Annotated in this window: 18 protein-coding genes; 5 read left to right on the top strand and 13 right to left on the bottom strand. The window is 48.3% G+C overall.

Features of this window, described 5'->3' with window-relative positions:
- Positions 1–49: 49 nt before the first annotated feature.
- The 9 genes from mepK to T411_RS0105410 form a co-directional block, all read right to left on the bottom strand.
- Positions 50–598, bottom strand: a complete 549-nt coding sequence (gene mepK / locus T411_RS0105450; protein WP_001195150.1) for a peptidoglycan L,D-endopeptidase MepK — start codon at positions 596–598, stop codon at positions 50–52.
- 145 nt (positions 599–743) lie between these two features.
- On the bottom strand, positions 744–2,315 hold the full coding sequence (locus tag T411_RS0105445) for a L,D-transpeptidase family protein (protein ID WP_000842381.1): 1,572 nt from the start codon (positions 2,313–2,315) through the stop codon (positions 744–746).
- A 249-nt stretch (positions 2,316–2,564) separates the two neighbouring features.
- Entirely contained in the window at positions 2,565–3,638 is a 1,074-nt protein-coding gene (locus T411_RS0105440; RefSeq protein WP_000255626.1) for a DUF1513 domain-containing protein, read from the bottom strand.
- On the bottom strand, positions 3,628–4,635 hold the full coding sequence (locus T411_RS0105435; protein ID WP_000754484.1) for an imelysin family protein: 1,008 nt from the start codon (positions 4,633–4,635) through the stop codon (positions 3,628–3,630). Before T411_RS0105435 ends, T411_RS0105440 begins: the two co-directional genes overlap by 11 nt.
- Positions 4,636–4,644: 9 nt before the next feature.
- Positions 4,645–6,030 (bottom strand): di-heme oxidoreductase family protein, encoded by a 1,386-nt coding sequence (locus T411_RS0105430; protein WP_000842701.1) that lies wholly within the window; start codon positions 6,028–6,030, stop codon positions 4,645–4,647.
- Positions 6,031–6,236: 206 nt separating this feature from the next.
- Positions 6,237–7,499: an imelysin family protein gene (locus tag T411_RS0105425; protein ID WP_001101424.1), complete on the bottom strand. Its 1,263-nt coding sequence runs from the start codon at positions 7,497–7,499 to the stop codon at positions 6,237–6,239.
- Positions 7,500–7,678: 179 nt separating this feature from the next.
- Positions 7,679–8,329: a GTP cyclohydrolase II gene (locus tag T411_RS0105420; RefSeq protein WP_001881029.1), complete on the bottom strand. Its 651-nt coding sequence runs from the start codon at positions 8,327–8,329 to the stop codon at positions 7,679–7,681.
- Between the two features lie 170 nt (positions 8,330–8,499).
- Positions 8,500–8,676: a globin family protein gene (locus tag T411_RS1000000121070; protein ID WP_000370567.1), complete on the bottom strand. Its 177-nt coding sequence runs from the start codon at positions 8,674–8,676 to the stop codon at positions 8,500–8,502.
- 182 nt (positions 8,677–8,858) lie between these two features.
- Positions 8,859–10,073, bottom strand: coding sequence for a sugar efflux transporter (locus T411_RS0105410; protein WP_000285476.1), 1,215 nt, complete (start codon positions 10,071–10,073; stop codon positions 8,859–8,861).
- A 250-nt stretch (positions 10,074–10,323) separates the two neighbouring features.
- Here T411_RS0105410 and T411_RS0105405 point away from each other — a divergent pair, with 250 nt between their 5' ends.
- Positions 10,324–11,223: a helix-turn-helix domain-containing protein gene (locus T411_RS0105405; protein ID WP_001247598.1), complete on the top strand. Its 900-nt coding sequence runs from the start codon at positions 10,324–10,326 to the stop codon at positions 11,221–11,223.
- 26 nt (positions 11,224–11,249) lie between these two features.
- Here T411_RS0105405 and trhO read toward each other — a convergent pair whose 3' ends face one another.
- Positions 11,250–12,233, bottom strand: coding sequence for an oxygen-dependent tRNA uridine(34) hydroxylase TrhO (gene trhO / locus T411_RS0105400; RefSeq protein ID WP_000085170.1), 984 nt, complete (start codon positions 12,231–12,233; stop codon positions 11,250–11,252).
- 227 nt (positions 12,234–12,460) lie between these two features.
- Complete coding sequence (gyrA, locus tag T411_RS0105395) at positions 12,461–15,145, bottom strand: DNA topoisomerase (ATP-hydrolyzing) subunit A (protein ID WP_001281169.1); 2,685 nt, start codon at positions 15,143–15,145, stop codon at positions 12,461–12,463.
- Between the two features lie 351 nt (positions 15,146–15,496).
- Between gyrA and ubiG the strand changes: the two genes are divergently transcribed.
- The 4 genes from ubiG to yfaE all read left to right on the top strand — a co-directional run bounded on the left by ubiG (position 15,497) and on the right by yfaE (position 20,475).
- Positions 15,497–16,234, top strand: coding sequence for a bifunctional 2-polyprenyl-6-hydroxyphenol methylase/3-demethylubiquinol 3-O-methyltransferase UbiG (gene ubiG / locus T411_RS0105390; RefSeq protein WP_000146463.1), 738 nt, complete (start codon positions 15,497–15,499; stop codon positions 16,232–16,234).
- A 448-nt stretch (positions 16,235–16,682) separates the two neighbouring features.
- A complete protein-coding gene (nrdA, locus tag T411_RS0105385; protein ID WP_001075912.1) occupies positions 16,683–18,968 on the top strand; it encodes a class 1a ribonucleoside-diphosphate reductase subunit alpha in 2,286 nt (761 codons plus the stop codon).
- Between the two features lie 95 nt (positions 18,969–19,063).
- The gene (gene nrdB, locus T411_RS0105380) at positions 19,064–20,197 is read left to right on the top strand and encodes a class Ia ribonucleoside-diphosphate reductase subunit beta (protein WP_000331860.1); all 1,134 of its coding nucleotides are present in this window, start codon (positions 19,064–19,066) and stop codon (positions 20,195–20,197) included.
- Positions 20,197–20,475 (top strand): class I ribonucleotide reductase maintenance protein YfaE, encoded by a 279-nt coding sequence (gene yfaE / locus T411_RS0105375; protein ID WP_000718943.1) that lies wholly within the window; start codon positions 20,197–20,199, stop codon positions 20,473–20,475. Before nrdB ends, yfaE begins: the two co-directional genes overlap by 1 nt.
- 197 nt (positions 20,476–20,672) lie before the next feature.
- Here the strand turns inward: yfaE and T411_RS1000000121000 are convergent, their stop codons facing one another.
- Both T411_RS1000000121000 and T411_RS0105365 read right to left on the bottom strand, forming a co-directional pair.
- The gene (locus tag T411_RS1000000121000; RefSeq protein ID WP_000486262.1) at positions 20,673–20,927 is read right to left on the bottom strand and encodes a hypothetical protein; all 255 of its coding nucleotides are present in this window, start codon (positions 20,925–20,927) and stop codon (positions 20,673–20,675) included.
- A 249-nt stretch (positions 20,928–21,176) separates the two neighbouring features.
- Positions 21,177–22,415, bottom strand: a complete 1,239-nt coding sequence (locus T411_RS0105365) for a CinA family nicotinamide mononucleotide deamidase-related protein (RefSeq protein WP_000912227.1) — start codon at positions 22,413–22,415, stop codon at positions 21,177–21,179.
- Between the last annotated feature and the right edge of the window lie 44 nt (positions 22,416–22,459).

Here is a 22,459-nt window from a genome sequence, read left to right as displayed (position 1 = left end):
TGATTCTTAACTGGCAGGCACTATGTCATTAACGCCCGCCTTTGACAAGTTAGGCACCGACCCATTGGCGTACAGGGCCGGTATCAATGTGGATAAATTGGCTTTTCGGATAGTAACCAACACCGCCCGCTTGCAAACTGATCGCCGCTTCACGGATTTTCTTTAGCGACACACCATCCAAACGGAAATCGATGGCCTGCCCAGACATGTGGTAACTTTTCTTCGCCACGCCTTTTGATTTACTGCGTAGCTGCTTGTTGGTCGCGGGAGAGCGGTAACCAGAGACAATATGCACCTCGGCTTGAGTGCCAAGTAGCAATTGGATTTGGCACAGTTGATCAAACAGCAACTTATCCATGGCATGCACTTCGTCACGACGAAAATCACGGCATAAATGATTCAGCCGTTTCAATTCAGAACGAACGTAATTTTTGCCATTAAAATAGCGCGTTTCAATGCTTTCGCCTGTATGTAAGTTGCTTAATGCCAATTCTCTTGGCTTGGCGGCATAACTCGCGAACGCGATGCTGGGCGTACAGGCGGCTAAAATTAATCCGCCCGCAGTCAGTTTTAAGAAATCTCGACGTGTTGTTTGCACTTTAATTACCTACCGAACTGGGCTCTATCGATACGGAAAGTACCGGACTCTGGGTTCGATATCAAATGCATAAAACGTGCTAACTATCACTGATTCTAGAGAGAATCTCGCTTATTCCTTGAGCAGAAAGGAAAAATATCTGCTGTCAAATTTTAGTCAAATTTGGAGACGCGTCACCATTGCCGAGAGCTAAAGCATCATAGTGATAAATATCATCACGATAATGTAGCACACCTTCTTCATACCACACGGTCTGATAGATGATGTGGACTGGAATGCGCTTTTTGAGCGCAATCGCTTGGGTGCTCACTGGAAAATCGTCGAGCGTAATGCCCTGATTAGCGAGTAAGGTTTGCGCAAACTTTTCAGCGTTTTCTACCCGAATACAGCCAGAACTGAACGCCCGAGACGCGTTATTAAACAGATGCTTGCTCGGCGTATCATGCAGATAGATAGCGCGTGAATTGGGCGTATTAAACTTATAGGTCCCAAGCGCATTTTGCACGCCTGCCTGTTGGCGCAGACGGTATGGGAAGGTTGCCGGATCAACGGTTTCCCAATCAATCAGCGCAGGATCAATCACTTCTGGATCGCTCCAACCACGAATGATTTCCATATGATGATTGGCGAGATACTCACTATCACGTTTCACCATGGGTAGGATGTCTTCCACCATGATTTTATGCGGCACATTCCAAGTTGGATTGATGATCAGTGAATCGAGTTTGGTATTCATCACCGGTGTCGGCCTGGTGGTTTTGCCTACCACAACCTTGGCTTCAAAGACTTCGCGGCCGGCATCCCAATACTTCATATCAAAACCGGGCACATTGACCACAATCATGCTGTCTTGCTGGGTTGGCCATAAGCGAATCCGCTCTGCATTAAGCGCTAATAAGGCAAGGCGCTCAGTTACGGATGTGTTCAACCACTTCATGGTTTGTGGGCCAATCACGCCATCAGGCTGCAAGCCATGCATCTTCTGAAACTGCTTGATCGGTTTTTCAAGCGAGGCGTCGTAATAGGCCACATCATTCAAGATGGATGTGGTATCCAGATTCACCAGAGCTAAACGCTGCACTAAAGCTTCACGGTGGCTTAATGGGTCACCCGGACGCTTAAGCCGCTCCATCTGCTCGTATAGTGCCACCTCATTAAACTCAATGCTCGAGAGTGATTGATACGCCTGCAGCAGTTGTTGATAAGCAGGGTCTTGTGGGGTGTATTCATCCATTAAGCGAGCGAGCGACTGGTTACCGATCGCCATATGCAAAGCCAGTTGCGCCTCTTCACTCGGCAGAGCAAGAGGTTGATCAAGTTGACCTTCAAAAAACCAAGCAATACCGACTTTTGGTGCCTGCTCAGCATAGCTGAGGTATTGCAGTAAAGTGTCGGTCGCTAACACATCATACTCATGCCATCTATCTTGCTGACGATAGCTTTTGAGCGCGAAAAGTTGTCGGCTAAATAAAGGGCTGAAACTCGCACGGTGAATCACCTCAAGCTGAGCTTCAAAATGGTTCGCTGTGGCAAGATCGCTCCACAGTAACTGATCATTGTTACTGTGATAGATTTGCTCAACCAAAGCCGGGTTGGTGATCTGTTCATTGACCGGCGAAGTGCTATCAATCCACCCCAATTCAACAAAACGCTGGGTGGCAGAACACGGAATAACAAAGAATAACAATGCGATAGCGGCAACGACTCGGCTTTTCATCAAAACGCCCTACTGGCTGAAGATGCACTAAGTATGGCAAAACTCAGCCGCAAAATTAAGCTATTGATAGGACTATTTTCACTCGTGTCTCATCTTTATCGTCGGTCGTTCTATTCCCAAACGAATGAGCGTTGCAGGATGATGGCAAGCAAGGCGGCGGCAAGTACGTTCATCCCCATAAGCCCAGAGAGACTATGGGGTGAACAAACGTGGCCAACGCCGCTGCCACATCAAGTAGGAGGGTTATGCCTAGATCGCTGACCAATGGTTGTCCCACATCACATTGCTCATATGCGATTGCGAGAGCTCAGGTGCAGATTGCAAAATGATTTTGCCCGACCCCGAACTGATTTGAAAAGCACCATGGCGAACAACCACGCCGGAAGCATCGGCTAAAGCGGCTAATTCCACCAATTCGCCCGTGGCTTTTGACCAGATCCCATAGCAATTCCCGGGGGGAGAGGTGGCAAGAATCCACTCATCGGTCGCCGCAATACTGGCAATATAGTGATTAAAACGCGCCCACTGCTCAGGCTCTGCTTGTAATGGCTTAAGCGGACCAGTCCCCGTGTGCATGGCAACTAAGGGAGGATAATCGTCTGGCTGGCCGCGATATTGCTGACCACACAGGACTGTGTTATCCCCATCATGAGCCAAATGACGGATGCTCAGATGGCGATCAGGTAAAGTGATTTGCTCCAGTACCTCACCTTGCGCTGAGAGGTAAGTCAAACTTGGCTGCATACTCTCTAGATTTAACGGCTCACGGCCAAAAGTGTGGACGCCACCAACCCCCACAACCAAACGACCATCGGCCATCAAGATCACTTCGTGAGGACCAATCCCAAAACCGCTCCATTCCGCGACTTTTTGATAGTGGTGAGTCACATCATAAACGCCAATCACACCACGACTGGTTTTCTGCCCCCCTTCCGTGGCATATAAGTAGCGGCCATCATGTGAATAGACACCATGTCCGTAGTAGTGACGCTGCGTATCGGCGGGACGCAGCACAATTTGCTGAGCCGTTTGATAATCAAACACCGACATAAACTGACCGGGGCGGCGTGCAAAAGCCACCGCATGCGGCAACGTTGGGTGAATGGCAATACCATGCCCTCGAGCAGGTAAGGCAAGCTTACCAACCGCCTGCCCAGCGTTATCTGCCATCACTACACTAAAGCGTTCTCGCCCTTCTATTGCACAGCCAATCAAGGCTGGCTGGGGCGATCGCGCAGAGCTACAACCGCTGATTAGCCAAGGTGTCGTGCAGCCAAAAAGCGCCACTTGCAATAAGTGGCGACGTGTTGCATCAGTCACCATCGGTTGCATTAAACCCTATGACCACACCGAGTCCCACAGCCACTTCGTCGTGCAGCAAATAGTTCAGTTGCTCGAGCTTGTCGCGCAAAACTAAACCCTCGCGATACCCCGCTTTGGTTTGCAGCAAATCAAACAGGCTTGCTTGTTGCGGCCAAGTTTCGATAATCCCGGCCAACTGCGTGGTGACGCGATCCGCCGTGGCAACCATACCTTGTTGGCGCAGCATCGCATCCATACCTTTGCCATCGGCAAGGTATAAGGCTTGAATCGCCAACAAGTTATAACGCATATTGCTCAGCGAGGTTTTCGAGCGCCACGACTCCGAGAAATAAGGCCGTGGCTGACCAATGTTGGCCAGCGGCCGATTGAGCTTAGAGAGCGTAAACTCCAACTGATTGGAAAGCAGCGCGATGTACTCCGCACGCCAAGTGCGATCATCCAAAGATTGCCATGGGTTCTCTTGCCAAGCCTTAGCAATGTGAGTGGCATTACGCTGCACAGTCGCACTGATAGCCATCGCGGCTGGACAAGCTTGCTGCGGTGCAGTCAGCAAAGGCGATGCGCTATCGAAAATGAGCCATTCCAATGCCCCCAACCCTTGCACTGCCACACTCTGTTTTGCAATATCGTCGACTTCCCATACTGGCGGTTTGGCGAGCAGCTGCTTCATTTTATGCCCAGTCGTGTCTTTTTTATCTGGCCAGAATTGCATATTCCAGCTCAAATCTAATGCGGCACTCGGCCCACGCTGCTGTCCTTGTAAGGCCATCCAACCTTGCATGCTGGCTTGCCACTCTTGTTTCAGTGCTGATATATCCGTCGTCGGCGCTTGGCAATAGTGAGCCATACGCTGCTGTAACTGCTTGGTTTGCTCAGCGAGAAGGTGGGCAGATTCACGCTCTAGCTCGAATACCGCTTGACTAGGATGCTCCATGTCTGGAGCACTCTGACACGCAGCCAGTAAAGACACCGCTAGCAGAGTCACTGTTTTTTTCATCTTTCTCTCCTAGAGTGAATTCAAAAAGGCCACCAGCGCTTCACGCTGCGCTTTATCAAACTGCAGTACCTTATCGCGGCTCGCCTGCGCTTCACCGCCATGCCACAGCACCGCTTCCAGCACATTGCGCGCACGGCCATCATGCAAGAAATAGGTGTGTCCATTGACTTCTTGGGTATAACCTATCCCCCACAAAGGGGCAGTACGCCATTCACGCGCAGATGCCAAGGCCTCTGGACGACCATCACTCAAGCCTTCGCCCATATCATGCAGCAGCAGATCGGTGTACGGCTGAATTCGCTGCTTGGAAAGCGCAGGACGCTCAGCCAGCTCTTGCGTCAACACATTGGTTTTATGGCAAGATTGGCAACCCGCTTGAGCAAACAGTTTTTCACCCAATTGCACCTGAGGATCTTGCACGTTACGACGCACAGGCACCGCTAAGTGCTGAGCATAAAACTCCACGAAATCCAGAATGTTATCGCTTACTTCTGGTGAGCCGCCATTCGGTAAATCACGGCAGAGTGTCTGTTTTTCGGTGCAGTTTTCTTGCGGAAAGAGATGACTGGTTAATCCCAGATCACCATTAAAGGCGGCCGCATTTTGCTGCATGATGTTGGGTTGGCCCGCTTTCCAGCCAAAACGGCCAATCGCCATTTCGCCAGTGCGTACATCGCGCACTTGGTTAACGCGGCCGGAAATACCATCGCCATCGCGATCCTCAGGGTCAGCCCACTGTAATAAGGTCGCATCCGGGATCGCTTCTAACAGTCCAAGTCCAATCATCGGCGGTGCAACCCGCGCCGACATTTGCACATCTGGGTGCATCTCACCATAAGCGAGATCCAAAATCTTTAGGTTCGGTTTCCGAAGTGCCACAGGAGTACCATCGGCAAAAGTGACGACCACTTCATCATACGTAATGTGGATTCGCCCTTCTGGTTTTTGGTCGGGTAGCGAAAAATCTTGTAGCTGCCCGCCATAAGTCGGCTCTGGCACTACGCCATTGACCGCATAGATGGCTTTTTGCTGCTCAGTAACCGCAGGAATACTCAAACGCACCAGCATGGAAACCGCTTGGGTGTCATTAGGCTCTGGTGGATGGCCTCGTCCGTCTTTAATGTGGCAATTTTGGCAGCCATTGGTATTAAAAAGAGGTCCTAGTCCGTCGCGCGCATCCGTCGAAGCGGGAGCGGGAACCCAAGGATTGCGGAAAAAGCTGTTACCAACACTAAAATCAAGGCGTTTCGCCATCGGCAAATTCGCGGCCGGCATCGAAAACGCATTGGCTCCCTCTTTCGTGGTACTGGTTTCCCCACCCGATTTAATCTCTGTTGCCAAAGCAAAGTTGCTCAAGGCGCTCGTGAGTAATAACAGAGATAAAGACGACTTCATGACATGGTTCCTGTAAAAAAACGACCCAATCCCTGATTCCCTTTACCGTATAAGTAGCTGCGGAATTGACGCTGCATACCAAACTATTGAGGAATTATCATCGACGTAAAGCGAGATTGGGTTTTATTGCAAAAATAAGTTATCCCTTTCTCCATGCATAAACCAAAGGCCATTGCGCGAAGAAAGGGATGAGGACAGTGACGAGATTAAAACTCGTGATCTGCCGTATCCGGGTTTAGATTATCGATCCCGATGATGCCTGCCGCGCGCTCAATCGAACCCGTTTGCGCGACGAGCGCCATAATGGCTTGATTGATAATCGCATGCCCTGCCGCGTTATCTGCCGCGATCAGTTGATCAAAGTGCTGGTTATTTTTTTCAGCTGCCGTGACTAACTCACCCACTTGCGTGCGCGCCGCTTCAAACTGTTGCAGGATCTCTTTTGCAGCATTGGCATCTTTCTCTGCAACCAATTGGTACAGACTTGGGCCTTTTAGCTCAGAACCATCGGCGCGAGTGTAGCTACCCGTGTAGATATTGTAGATACCTTGTTCGTTGTAGTAGTGCGAGTTATGCGTGTTATCCGAGAAGCAATCGTGCTCATCTTCCGTTGAATTCGCTTCCAACGCGACTTTCATACGCTCACCCGCCAATTCCCCCAGTGATAGCGAGCCCATACCAAACAGCATTTTGCGCAGACCATTTTCCGCCGACTCACTCAGCAGTTGTTGGCGATAATTATCTTTTTCACCACTCGCCCACTGCTTCTCCATCCACTCAAGATCGGTCACCAAAAGTTGCGCGGCGGCTTTGAGGTATTGTGCACGGCGATCACAGTGGTTATTGGTACAGGCTTTGCCTTGCAGATAATCCGTGTATGAGCGAGCACCGGCACCGGCTTTGGTGCCGTTTAAATCTTGTCCCCACAACAGAAATTCAATCGCGTGGTAGCCCGATGCCACGTTGGCTTCAGAGCCACCGATTTCGTTGAGGCTGGCCAGCAGCTCAGGCGTGATCTCTTTCACATCAACTTTCGTTGCGCCAATGGTCAGTGCAGTATTGGCAATGATATTGGCATTTGCGCCTTCATTGCCCAGTTCATGTTGATAACTTCCTGCCACATAATCGATCAAACCTTCATCTAGCGGCCACGCGTTCAACTGACCTTCCCAGTCATCGACAATCGCGTTACCAAAACGGAACACTTCTGATTGTTGATAAGGCACACGCGCCGCCAACCACGCTTGTTTCACTTCTTCCAGACCTTGTGCGGTCGGAGCTTGTAAGAAACGGTCGATGGTTTTTTGCAGTTGCTGCGCAGTCACACGTGAATCGGCATAAACGGCATACGCAATATCGGCATAATGTTCAACCACTTGGGCTTGAGTTGGCGCTGCAGCGAAGCTCGCTGATGTAGTGAGCGTCAGTGAAGCTAAGATGGTGGAAGAGAGAATAGACTTAACGTTCATGGAGCGTCCTTGTTGAGCTTGATATGAATTGCAAATTATTATCATTTGTTATTTCGGTGCAAATAATACAAATTTACAATTTTTTTTCAACCTGAACACACAAAAAACCCCACAAGTGTGGGGTTTAATAACATGCGATATTATCGGCAGCAACGCGAATCTATTTATAAAACTGAAGGTTACAGTTTGAGTTGATGCTTACCGTGAGAAACTTTGGCTTTCAGGTAATTTTCATTACCGTCTTTGATGTGTGCCGAGGTATGAACCACCTCGACAATCTCAATGCCATGTTCTTGTAACTCACGGATCTTTTTCGGATTGTTCGTCACCAAACGGATCTTCTTCACCCCCAAGGCTTGTAGCATTTGTGCGGCTTCCGTAAAGTCACGCAGATCATCCCCAAAACCGAGGTGATTATTGGCTTCATAAGTATTCATACCCTGACTTTGCAAGCGATACGCATCAATCTTGTTGTACAGACCAATACCTCGCCCTTCTTGACGTAAATACAGAATGATGCCGCCTGACTGCCCCATGCGAGTAATGGTTTCTTCTAGCTGCTCACCACAGTCACAACGAGACGAATGGAAAACATCGCCCGTTAAACACTCCGAGTGCATACGCACAAGCGGGGCTTCTTGGGTGGTATCCGCTGATTTGAAAATCACTGCAACGTGTTCTTTGTCTGATTGCAGTCCATGAAATGACAGGATTTCTGCGTCAATATTGCTTTTCGCACCGACTTTAAAATCGACTCTGGCTCTTACTTCCGCCATGTTTGCACTCACTTGAATTTCTGTAACGGGATGCACGTTTCTCAACATTTGCATAACTTGTCTCTACTAGTGACCTAACTATGAGGGCTCATACCCCTTTTTTCAAAGAAAAGATCACTCGAAGGCTTAAATTGTTATGTTATAACAAATGCCTTTTTGAGCAACAAAAAACCCAACCGGAGTGGGTTGGGTTCATTCAAGCATCAAAATAGGGATAAAAATAATCAGTTTTGCGACTTCTTCCAGACGCTCAACTCAATCCAGATTTGCTCTAATTGACGTAACTCTTCATCGGTTAATACCGAGAGTGTCGGTTTTGATTGTGGCGCTGAATGAGCTTGCAACGCGCTCAACTGCGCGTAGAACTCTTTCTTCAGCTGGGTAACAACCGAATTGTCCACCTACTCTCTCCACAATTTCATCCATTTCTTAAAAATAATACCTTCTTTCATAATTATTTCTTATCACGCAATAAGATATGGAAGTATGGTCACATAATTTTTACACTTTAGAGAATAATTACGCAGCGAGTACCTTGGCGAATACCTCAAGCGATCCCAACGCAACGCATTTTTCTTTGCCCTTAATGAACCGAGACTCCACTTTGCACCGCTTCGGTTGGTATTGCTTTGCGCTGCAGTTGACTAAACAACGCCAACAGCAGTAAAGCACTGAAAGCACCAGTTAAAGAAACATACAAGGTACTGAAATAGTTATAAAACTCACCGACTACGCCAACCGATAAGCTCGCCACCAAAGTACTGATACTGAGCATGCTCGAAAATAAGGTGGAAGCCGTGCCCAATCGGTCTTGCATCATGTCCTGCAGCACCACCATGCCTAGCGTCGCGCATACGCCGATAAAAAAGCCATTGAGCACTTGCGCGGCCATCATGGCAACAAACCCAGTGTGGGTCAGCATCACACCGTAAAACAAGATGCCGCTGGTGATCCCAAACATCAGCAATTTATTTGTTCCCCATCGCTCGGCAAGTTTTCCCGCCATTAACATGACCGGAATTTCACACAATGCGGCCGTGCCAAACAGCAACCCTAGCCAATGTTCAGGCACCATCAACTCACGTGATAAATAGAGCGGCATACTGGTGATATAAAGATTGTTTGAGCCAAAAGTACATACCAAGGTCACGCAGTACAGTACGATCAAAGCACGCTTACGGGGTGAATATTGTCCAAGTTCGACTGGCGTGGTTCCAACGGCTGAGGCGGTTTTCACCCCTGCTGGCAAGAAGCGAGCAATCAGCACTATGCCTAAAAATACTATCAGAGCAGACACCGCAAAGGCGGCATTAAAGCCGAAACTGGCTTTAAGCATAAACGCCGCCGGAGGGCCAAATACCCAAGCAATCGCAATTCCGGCACGCATGGTAGAGAGGAAGGTCGTTTTATCAGTTAAATGCTGATCGGCGTATTCGCGGCCAAGCGCAAAAAGCTGACCAAATGACGCGCCACTCACGCTAGCAAACAGTACCACCACCATGATGGCGAGACTGTAGCTGCGAATAAACATAAAGCTGACCACAGTGATGAGATAACAGATTAACGAAACCAATAAGATGGTTTTACGCTGCCAATGACGATCTGATTGGCGTGCAAGCCACTGCGACACGATAACTGAGCTGACGACTGCCAACACCATATACAGGCTCAGTTGCATCGGTGAAGCATCGAGCGCCTCAACAATAAACAGACTGGAGAGTGGATAGAAAAACGCTCCGCATAGACCCGTAACCAGTGTCGACATAATAAACAGTAAGGCGGTTTTATCTCGATACATGCAGTAACCTCATAGCAATATTCGATGGAATCCCCTTCCTACTTGGCAGCGTCGCTTTATCCCTAAACGACTTAGAGCATCAGGGGGGATTATGGCGGCTAGTGTACTGAATCTGGGCATGAGTTATTGATGTTATTCGAGCCAGTTCTAATACTATTCAGGCAAAATCACTTGATGATTTGACAGAAAATAAGCCATTCCTCTAGTCTATCTCCATGCATTGAGCGCATGAAAACTCACGTAAATCGTTATGCGACCTTTAATTGAAAATGTGATGAGCGGTATTAGTCAGGATTGGGTGCTGCGTGAATTTCGCAGCAAGAGCCAAACTCAAGAATTTTCCTGTCCTTGGCACTACCACACCGAATATGAATTAGTGCTCTACCAGAACCCTGATCAGCGTTTTGTCGGTAACTATTTTGCAGGGGATGCGATTGGCGCGGTTGAGCACAACACACTTTTACTTTACGGCCCCGGTTTACCACATATGATTGCGGGTAGACAGCTGATCAATAAAGCCCAAACTCTGCACTCAACGATTATCTGGTTCAAACAAGAGTGGCTAGATAAGCTACAGAGCGTATTGCCTCAAGCTCAAGCTTTGCAACGCTTGCAGCAACATGCCTCCTATGGCGTGCGTCTCAGTGAGCAAACCGCTACGCGCGTCGCCGAACTCCTAGCCAATGTTGATCAACAGCCTCACAGTTACCAATCTCTGCGCGTGATTGAGTCCTTGCTTGTGATGGCGGACGATGCGCAGGCACAGCGTCTATCTGTCGCACCCTATGTGATGACGGCACTCACCAGCAACAGTGACACGCATAAGAAAATTCAACTGGCCAAACAATATGTGGAGCAGCACTACGCACAAGCAATAAAAATTACCGACTTATGTCATCAGTTACATTTGAGCGAAAGCTCGGCGTATCGCTTATTTGAAAAGCACTATGGGATGAGTTTTTCTGAGCATTTAAAGCAGTTTCGAATTGGTAAAGCGTGTGAGCTTTTAGCCAGTTCTGCGCTGCCGATTGCATTAATTGCCGAGCGAACTGGGTTTGGCAATTTGTCGAACTTTAACCGCCAATTTAAAACCCTCAAAACCATGACTCCGAGAGAGTTTCGCCAACGATTTCAAGCAGTAAGTGGGTAGCAAAACGGCCACCCACTCACGACTCGTTAGCCTTTCTGGCCGCGCTGCGCCGCTTTGCGCGCCAGCTTTTCTGCGCGGCGTTTTTCAATCAGTGCCGCACTCTCTTCACCGATATGACTTTCACCACGCAGCTTTGCTAACTGAACTTGCTTTTCACGCTCACGGAAACGCTCTAGCTGCTCTTCGGAATGAGTACCAAAACAGCGCGGACAGCTGACGCCTTGTTCATACTGTTCGCTCTGCTTATCTTCTTCTGTGATAGGCAAACGGCAAGCATTACAGATTTGATAATCACTTTCGGCAAGGCCATGCCCTACCGCAACGCGCCCATCAAACACATAGCAATCCCCTTCCCACAAGCTTTGCTCTTGAGGCACTTCTTCAAGATATTTCAAGATGCCGCCTTCAAGGTGATACACCTCTTCAAAGCCTTGCTCTTTCAAATATGCGGTGGATTTTTCACAGCGGATCCCGCCAGTACAGAACATGGCGACTTTCTTGTGCTTTTGCGGATCAAGGTTTTCCTGTACATAGTGTGGAAACTCGCGGAACGTCTCCGTTTTTGGGTTGAGCGCGTTTTTAAAGGTGCCAAGCTGTACTTCGTAGTCGTTTCGGGTATCCACCACCAAGACTTCAGGATCGGAAATCAGCGCGTTCCAATCTTGCGGCTTCACATAAGTGCCCACTACATGACGGGGATCTATGCCTTCTACGCCCATGGTCACGATCTCTTTTTTGAGTTTGACCTTAGTGCGGTTAAACGGTGGCTCAGAGGCAGAAGACTCTTTATACACAGTGCCTTTTAAACTCGGTTCGTTTTCTAGCCACGCCAGCAGCGCATCAATCCCTTGGCGAGAAGAAGCGACCGTACCGTTAATGCCTTCTTGCGCCAGCAATAATGTGCCGCGAATGTGGTTCTCTTCCATCAGTGCCAGCAGCGGCGCTCTTAGCTCTTGGTAATGATTGAGCTCAACAAATTTGTAGAGCGCACAGACAACATATTGACTCATGGTATGACCTTTCAATTACAACACCTATAAATTGGGCGGGCATTATACCCAAGCAAACCGATGACAAATACGGAGTGTTTTTGGGGGTATAGCGTCTGATGCGATCAATAGTACTGCTATCTAGGCATAGGCAGGATCAAAAAAGCCGGACGATTGTCCGGCTTTGATTAGGCACTTTATGAATTTCCCTACCCAAGGGTGATTAGGCAGGGGTATGACAGAGCAAATTACTCTTGTTCACCATCATCATCTTGTGCAACAGGTGCATCGTTCTCGACAAGTGCTTCCTCACCTTCTGGCAATTCCGACTCTTCGATTTCATCGATACGCTGCAGACCTACCACACTTTCACCTTCCGAAGTACGGATCAGGGTCACGCCTTGAGTATTACGGCCCACTTGGCTCACTTCCGCCACGCGAGTACGTACCAGTGTACCGGCATTGGTGATCATCATGAACTCATCACCCTCGGCCACTTGTACTGCACCCACAACGCTGCCGTTACGCTCAGAGACTTTGATCGAAACCACACCCTGAGTTCCACGACCTTTGGTTGGGTATTCAGATAGGCTGGTACGTTTGCCGTAACCATTTTCAGTTACGGTGAGTACGTCACCTTCGGTCTTCGGCACGATGAGCGATACCACTTGGTCGCCATCAGCCAGTTTCATGCCGCGAACACCCGCAGCGGTACGACCCATTGGTCTTACGCCTTTGAACTTGATCTCTGGCTGGCCATTTTCATCCAGCACAGGTTGACCATTTTCATCCACAACCGCGGTTTCTTCGGACTCTTTAAAGCGAACCACTTTACCGAATTTAGAGAACAGCATAATTTCGCTTTCGCCATCGGTGATATCCACACCAATCAGCGAGTCTTCGTCACGCAGGTTGAGCGCAATCAAACCATTCGCACGAACGTTGGCAAACTGATCCAGCGATGTTTTCTTCACAGTACCGTCACCGGTTGCCATGAAGATGAATTTATCTTCACTAAACTCAGTCACTGGCAGAATCGCGGTGATGCGCTCGTTTTCTTCCAGAGGAAGCAGGTTCACGATTGGCTTACCACGCGCAGTACGGCTGGCGAGCGGCAGTTGGTATACCTTCATACGGTAAGTTTTGCCGCGAGTCGAGAACAGCAGAATGTTATCGTGAGTATTGGCAACCAGAAGACGCTCAATGTAGTCCTCTTCTTTCATCTTGGTTGCGCTCTTACCTTTACCACCACGACGCTGTGCTTCGTAGTCGCTCAGTAATTGATACTTCACATAACCTTCGTGTGACAGAGTCACAACCACATCTTCACGAGCGATCAGCTCTTCCATGTCGATGTCGTGCGTTGCTGCCGTGATTTCAGTGCGGCGCGCATCGCTAAAGCCAGCGCGAATCGCTTCTAGCTCTTCACGGATCACTTCCATCAAGCGCTCTGTGCTCGCCAGAATGTGCATCAATGCCGCGATTTCTTCGAGAAGCTGCTTGTACTCATCGAGGATCTTCTCGTGCTCTAGACCAGTCAGCTTGTGCAGACGCAGATCCAGAATCGCTTGCGCTTGTTGCTCAGTCAGGAAGTACTTGCCATCGCGGATGCCGTATTGTGGCTCAAGCCACTCAGGACGCGCCGCATCCGTACCTGCACGCTCAAGCATTGCCGCAACGTTGCCAAGATCCCAACCACGGGCAATTAAGCCTTCTTTTGCTTCTGCAGGCGTGGCGGCACGGCGGATCAGTTCAATGATTTCATCAATGTTAGCCAGAGCCAGTGCCAAACCTTCAAGGATGTGGGCACGCTCACGCGCTTTACGCAGTTCAAAAATAGTACGACGAGTCACCACTTCGCGGCGGTGGTCGACGAAACACTTCAGCATCTCTTTCAGGTTAAACAGCTTAGGCTGACCGTTATCGAGTGCCACCATGTTGATACCGAAGGTGGTTTGCAGCTGAGTGTTGGCATACAGGTTGTTCAAAACCACTTCGCCAACCGCATCACGCTTACACTCAATCACAATGCGCATACCGTCTTTGTCAGACTCGTCACGCAGTGCACTGATCCCTTCGACTTTTTTCTCTTTCACCAACTCAGCGATTTTTTCGATCAAGCGCGCTTTGTTCACTTGATAAGGGATTTCGCTGACGATAATGGTTTCTTTGCCGTTCTTATCGGTTTCGATTTCCGCTTTCGAGCGCATGTAAACCTTGCCGCGGCCGGTTTTGTACGCGTCAATGATGCCTTTACGGCCACTGATCAGCGCGGCGGTTGGGAAATCTGGACCAGGAATGTAGTCCATCAACTCATCAATGGTGATCGCTTCATTATCGATGTAGGCTAAACAGCCATCGATCACTTCACCTAAATTGTGCGGAGGAATGTTGGTTGCCATACCCACCGCAATACCAGATGCGCCGTTGATCAGCAGGTTCGGGATCTTTGTCGGCAATACCGCAGGGATCTGCTCGGTGCCGTCATAGTTCGGAACGTAGTCAACGGTTTCTTTGTCTAGGTCTGCCAAGAGTTCGTGCGCGATTTTCGACATACGAACTTCGGTATAACGCATTGCCGCCGCGGAGTCGCCGTCGATCGAGCCAAAGTTACCTTGGCCATCGACCAACATGTAACGAAGTGAGAAAGGCTGCGCCATACGCACGATGGTGTCGTAAACCGCACTGTCACCATGAGGGTGATATTTACCGATTACGTCACCTACCACACGGGCAGATTTTTTATAGGCTTTGTTCCAGTCGTTGCCCAGCACATTCATCGCGAACAGTACGCGTCGGTGTACTGGTTTAAGGCCATCACGCACATCAGGAAGAGCACGACCCACGATAACCGACATCGCGTAGTCCAAATACGAACTGCGTAGCTCGTCTTCGATGTTTACGGGCGTGATCTCTTTAGCTAGATCGCTCATAGAGCCATTATCCCTCTATAGTTTGATCGGTATACCCAAATTCTTACTGAAACGAAGCTCACTACAAGATTGAGCGCCAAGTCAGTCGAGAACTGGATATTCTTGATACTTATAAGGTGAAAAAATATAACACATCTTTCCACGCTTCGGCATTACTTTCCCTGACCTTTTATCAGGTTGTGACCTTGGTTGCGTCTTAAATGCCGAGAATTTACACATTCCTTGCACTTGGCAAAGTTAGATGGTTGTTTTTTAAACGCTCATCGTCAAATCTGGCATCTCAACTGGTGCGATTTACTCAGCGCGCTATAATGCCCACTCTTCACGGATGCGTAACACAGGCGATACAAGATGGCTTCAATAGACTTGGCTTCGACACCACTGACAGCAACACAGAACGTCGATCCTAATGAAATCAAAAAATTTGAGGATATGGCTTCCCGTTGGTGGGATCTGGAAGGCGAATTTAAGCCTTTACACCAGATCAACCCTCTACGTTTGAACTATGTGCTAGAAAAAGCCAATGGCCTGTTTGGGAAGAGGGTTTTGGATGTCGGCTGTGGTGGCGGCATTTTAGCCGAAAGCATGGCGCGCGAAGGCGCACAAGTGACTGGTCTTGATATGGGGAAAGAGCCGCTTGAAGTAGCACGTTTACATGCCCTTGAGACGGGTACCAAACTCACCTACATCCAAAGCACGGTGGAAGCACATGCTGAGGCCAACCCGCACACCTATGATGTAGTGACTTGCATGGAGATGCTGGAGCACGTTCCTGACCCACTTTCCGTGATCCAGTCTTGCGCCAAACTGGTTAAGCCCGGCGGCCATGTGTTTTTCTCGACCCTGAATCGCAACGTCAAATCCTATCTATTTGCGATTGTGGGGGCTGAGAAGCTGCTGAAAATCGTTCCAGAAGGCACGCATGACCACAACAAATTCATTCGCCCTTCTGAGCTTTTGAAGATGGTTGATCATACTGCGCTGCAAGAACAAGGCATCACAGGTTTACACTACAATCCGTTTACCGATACCTATCGTTTAGGGTCGAATGTCGATGTGAATTACATCGTCCATACTCGCCTTTTTTAGCGCATACTCCACGCTAAAAAATCGATGCGGTAGCACAAGTTACCGCGCTTTTTTAGCCTATTTTTCGTGCGTTTGATTCCATTTTAAACGATCCATTTTTAGGGTGAATTTTTCCTTAAAGATCAAGAAATTTTTTTTCGTTTGTGGTTACGAATAAAGCGATGTGCAAACGGCGATTTTTTACAATCAATTCTGCTCTTAGATCATCAGTAAGTAGGTACTAACTGATTTTTTTAATTTTGCTAGTTATCCACAAAATGTCCCAAAGCTGTAACTTGCAATACCGATGCTATAGCACTATCTTGTAACCCGAACACTGAAGCACCCCTACATATAGTGTTTATGACACTATATGTAGGGCGAGCTCGATCACAAAAGCCTCGATTCAATTTACAAGATTTAGACAAAAACACGGCTTTTATCAGTTTTGTTAGGGAAATGAAGCAGAATGAACCAACAACTTACTGTCACCAAGCGTGATGGCCGCAAAGAAAACATTGATCTGGATAAGATCCACCGAGTGATCACTTGGGCTGCCGAAGGTCTGCAAAACGTATCTGTCTCACAAGTAGAACTGCGCGCTCACATTCAGTTCTATGACGGCATTACGACTTCAGACATTCATGAAACCATCATTAAGTCAGCAGCGGATCTGATCTCAGAAGAGACCCCCGACTACCAATACCTTGCTGCGCGTCTTGCGGTTTTCCACCTGCGCAAAAAGGCCTACGGTCAATACGAGCCACCTACACTGCTCGCTCATGTCACCAAGATGGTTGAGAAAGGCAAATACGACAAGCATTTGCTCGAAGACTATACCCGTGAAGAGCTGGAGCTGATGGATCAGTTCATTGATCACCGTCGTGACCTTGATTTCTCTTACGCTGCAGTGAAACAGCTTGAAGGCAAATATTTCGTACAAAACCGTGTTACCGGCCAAATCTACGAAAGTGCACAGTTCCTCTATATTCTGGTTGCGGCTTGCCTGTTTGCGAAGTATCCCAAAGAGACGCGCCTTGATTACATCAAGCGTTTCTACGATGCGACGTCGACCTTTAAGATCTCGCTACCTACACCGATTATGTCGGGTGTACGTACTCCTACTCGTCAGTTCAGCTCTTGTGTACTGATTGAATGTGGTGACAGCCTTGATTCTATCAATGCAACGGCAAGCTCGATTGTTCGCTACGTTTCTCAACGTGCCGGTATTGGTATCAACGCAGGCCGCATTCGTGCGCTGGGTTCGGAAATCCGTGGTGGTGAAGCGTTCCACACTGGCTGTATCCCCTTCTACAAATACTTCCAAACCGCAGTGAAATGCTGCTCGCAAGGTGGTGTTCGTGGTGGTGCAGCAACCGTATTCTACCCTCTGTGGCATGGTGAAGCGGAATCTCTGCTGGTTCTGAAGAACAACCGTGGTGTAGAAGAGAACCGTGTTCGTCATATGGATTACGGTGTTCAGCTCAACAAACTGATGTACAAGCGTCTGGTTGAAGGTGGCAACATTACCCTGTTCTCTCCTTCTGATGTGCCGGGACTGTACGACGCTTTCTTCCAAGATCAGGATGAGTTCGAACGCCTGTACGTGAAGTACGAAAACGATCCTTCAATTAAGAAGAAAACCGTTAAAGCGCTGGAAATCTTTACTCTGCTGATGCAAGAGCGTGCTTCAACAGGCCGTATCTACATCCAAAACGTTGACCACTGTAACACGCACAGCCCATTTGATGCGGCGGTTGCACCTGTGCGTCAATCAAACCTGTGTCTGGAAATCGCGCTACCGACTTCGCCACTGGCGAATGTGGAAGATGAAAGCGGTGAAATTGCTCTGTGTACCCTCTCTGCGTTTAACTTAGGCGCGATTGAGTCACTGGATGATTTTGAAGAGCTGTCTGACCTTGTGGTTCGTGCTCTAGATGCATTATTGGATTACCAAGACTACCCACTGCCTGCGGCACGTCGTTCTTCAATGAACCGCCGTACTCTGGGTGTGGGTGTGATCAACTACGCTTACTACCTAGCGAAAAACGGTGTGAAATACTCTGACGGCAGCGCAAATGGCCTGACGCACCGCACGTTTGAAGCCATGCAGTATCACTTGCTGCGCGCTTCTATGAAGCTGGCGAAAGAACAAGGTCGTTGCCCACTGTTCCATGAGACCAACTACGCGAAAGGCTTGATGCCAATCGATACTTATAAGAAAGATATCGATCTGGTGTGTGCAGAGCCTCTGCATTACGACTGGGATAAGCTGCGTCACGAGATCATGGAACACGGTCTGCGTAACTCTACGCTGACGGCACTGATGCCTTCTGAGACTTCATCGCAAATCTCTAACGCGACCAACGGTATTGAGCCACCACGTGGTTACGTCTCGGTCAAAGCCTCAAAAGACGGTATCTTGAAACAAGTGGTTCCAGAATTCACTCGCTTAAAAGAGAACTATGAACTGCTGTGGAACATCGGCTCAAACGATGGCTATCTGCACTTAGTGGGTATCATGCAAAAGTTCGTTGACCAAGCGATCTCTGCCAATACTAACTACGATCCAAGCAATTTCGATTCTGGCAAAGTACCGATGAAAAAACTGCTCCAAGATCTGCTGACAGCGTATAAGTTTGGTGTGAAAACCTTGTACTACCATAACACTCGTGATGGCGCGAAAGACGAGCAGACCGATGCTACGGTGAAAGTGCAGGAAGACGATTGTGCCAGCGGCGCTTGTAAGATCTAAGCGCCTGCTTCTAAAGCACAACACGAGAAAATAGTTTAACTCTTTGATTTGCATGCCTCTTGCTTAGGCAAGAGGCCAAACGGATGAAGGCAACAATGGCTTACAGTACTTTTACCCAAAAGAAGAATGACCAACTTAAAGAACCTATGTTCCTTGGTCAGCCTGTCAACGTCGCACGTTACGACCAACAAAAATATGAGATTTTTGAGAAGCTGATTGAAAAGCAACTCTCCTTCTTCTGGCGTCCAGAAGAAGTGGATGTATCCAGCGATCGAATTGACTACGGCAAATTGCCGGATCATGAAAAGCATATTTTCATTTCTAACCTGAAATACCAAACTCTGCTCGACTCCATTCAAGGCCGTAGCCCGAACGTCGCACTGCTGCCACTGGTTTCACTGCCAGAGCTGGAAACGTGGATTGAAACTTGGTCTTTCTCTGAAACCATTCACTCACGCTCTTACACTCACATCATTCGTAATATCGTGAATGATCCTGCAGTGGTGTTTGACGACATCGTTGAAAACGAGCACATCATCAAGCGTGCGAAAGACATCGCCCACTACTACGATGATTTGATTGAGCTGACTAATGACTATCACCGCTATGGTGAAGGCCAACATCAGATCAACGGTGAAACCATCACGGTATCGCTGAAAGAGCTGAAGAAGAAGCTGTATCTCTGCTTGATGTCAGTCAATGCACTGGAGGCGATTCGCTTCTATGTAAGCTTTGCCTGCTCTTTCGCGTTTGCAGAACGTGAACTGATGGAAGGTAACGCGAAAATCATCAAACTGATTGCACGTGACGAAGCCTTGCACCTGACGGGTACTCAACACATGTTGAATCTACTGCGCAACGGCATGGATGATTTTACCTTCCTGCAAGTGGCAGAAGAGTGTAAGCAAGAAAGCTTCGATTTGTTCAAAGAAGCCGCTGAACAAGAGAAAGAGTGGGCAGAATACCTGTTCAAAGACGGTTCGATGATCGGCCTTAATAAAGATATTCTGTGTCAGTACGTCGAGTACATTACCAATATCCGTATGCAAGCCGTCGGTTTAGAGCCGGCATACCCAGCCGCGACGAATAACCCGATCCCATGGATCAACGCATGGCTGTCTTCTGATAACGTGCAAGTGGCACCTCAAGAGGCTGAGATCAGTTCTTACTTAGTGGGTCAAATCGACAACGAGGTAAGCGCCGATGATTTCGAGGGCTTTGAACTGTAATGGCTGCAATCAAAATCAACAAGCTGCTGACAATTGAATCTAACTCGAGCCATACTCTGCTTGAAAGTATGGAACAAGCAGGGTTAGAGCCAGAATACAACTGTCGCGACGGGCACTGTGGTGCTTGTCGTTGTCAGCTCATCTCTGGTGAAGTCGAGTATGTTGGTTTTGCCATGGCTTATACACAAGGCAATGAAATTCTACCTTGTATCTGCCGTGCAAAAACGGCACTTGAGATAGAACAAGTCACGTATCAGCTAAAAGCCAAACGCGCTTAACCCATCGCGCCCAACCAATGGTTTTCGACTTTATCAATAAGTCGATGAGGTCGATAACCGTTTGAGTTGAGAAAAGTGAGGTGAACTCTACCCAAACTATTTGGCGTTGCAGCTTCAAGTAGGAAGGGGAAAAGCCATTGAATATGAAGTTGCCGCCATGAATACGGCGGCTTCACAGGATATGCACAAACCAGAGCTTAGGCTCTGGCTCTATTCCCGCCACACAAAATCGCATCCGCAGTTCTCATGGATACCCACTTATTGCCGATTTCGCGTCCGCCATCATCAAATAGCGATAACCAATAGCCTTGGTTACTGGCGTTATCGAATTGGGTTGGAGCGTGTAACCAGAGTGAAACTACATCCTCAGTTCCGTCGCTATGTGCTTCTCCTAAAACGACTTTTTGACTGGCGATTTTATACCAAACCAAGATTTTCGAGTGTTGAAACATGTCAGCCTCCTGCCGCCACTTTTCGGGGGAGCAGTCAGTGTACCGATCCAACCAAGGGTTTAAAGCCTCTCTTTTGAGACAAATCATGCTCTCTAAATAAATCATCCGCTTATTGATTAGACAAAATACGCATAACGAAAGCTAAACCATCAATAAGCAGAATAAGTAGCGGATTCATTCAGTTAACACCGAACGCGTAACGATAAAAAAGCCATTTAAAATCAATCCATTATTGTAAGATTTTGATTTTTAATTGAGCACGCTACTCGGCAAATGCATCTCTTTGACCCGCTCAACCGCACTGTAACCCACAAACATAGAACGTCCAGTGAGATAGCGCAGTAACATGTCCGCAGCCAGTGTTGCGATCCACTCTTTTTGCTCTTGTGCGCTAAAACGACGCACAAATTTGACTGTTTGCCCCCACTCACCATTTGGGGTTGAGAGCGCAACCGAAACGTGATCCTCTTTCAAAGCCCCTGTAACCAGTGCCATTTGGGTACCGCATTTGTCTTTCGTCGCTCCTGCTAGGGCAAACGCTGCTGCTAGTGGGTCTTGATGAGCAAGCTCAGACGATACTCTGTGGCTTAAGATCCAAGAATGGCCGGCGAGGGCTTCAACGTTGGGATCACTCAGCAGCCAACTCGACAACCCACCTTGGGTTGCTTGCTCTGCCAAAGCCAAAGAGAGCCCTTTTTCTGCCATCACATGGCCTAAATAGGTCAACATGGGTTCATCAATGCTCACCACATACTGTTCTAGATGCGAATGTATGATTTTCAGTAAGCTGAGGCGACGTTCTTGATCTTGGTCTGGGCCAAACAGTTTGACTTCAATAAACGGCAGATAAGAGCGATAACCTAAGGTGTAGCCTTCCGGCAAATGCATTTTATCTAGCTTATCGGAGATGGAGGATTCCGAAGTGCCGAAGGTATATAAGCGGCTACACTGTTGCCCTTGAACGGAAGGAAATTGCCGCTGCAGATTAGGCAAGATCTGCTCGCTGACCATTTTGTAAAACTCTTTGGGAACGCCCGGAGTGAAATAAAACCAGCAATCGTTGATCTGCATTTTAAAACCACAAGCGGTACCAATTGGGTTATCAATCACCTCGGCATTGGCTGGCAGCATCGCTTGTTTGCGATTACTTTCTGGCATCGCTCGACCACGCCCAATGAAAAAGGCTTCCAGTTGACTCAACCAATCTGCGTTCAAAACCAGCGGTTGTTCTGCTGCCTGAGCCGCAGCTTGGGCAGTGATATCATCGCTGGTCGGGCCTAAACCACCATTGACGATTACCACATCCGAGTTAAAGCTCAGCATCATTAATTCTTCCACCAGAGCAGGCAAGCTATCTCCAACCGTGGCGCGTTTAGCCAGTGAAAAGCCATGTTGATAAAATTCGCGCGCTAGCCAAGCGGCGTTAGAATCGACGATATCACCGTGCAAAACTTCTTCGCCGGTACTGAGCATTGCTATTTTCAACATATTTGCCATCCTGATGTAAATGCAGTTTCCATATTGGCTTACAA

It is taken from the genome of Vibrio cholerae ATCC 14035, assembly GCF_000621645.1.
GTDB classification, from domain to species: Bacteria; Pseudomonadota; Gammaproteobacteria; order Enterobacterales; family Vibrionaceae; genus Vibrio; species Vibrio cholerae.
The sequence above is the reverse complement of the archived record's forward strand: the minus strand, read 5'-3'. Positions and strand labels throughout refer to the sequence as shown.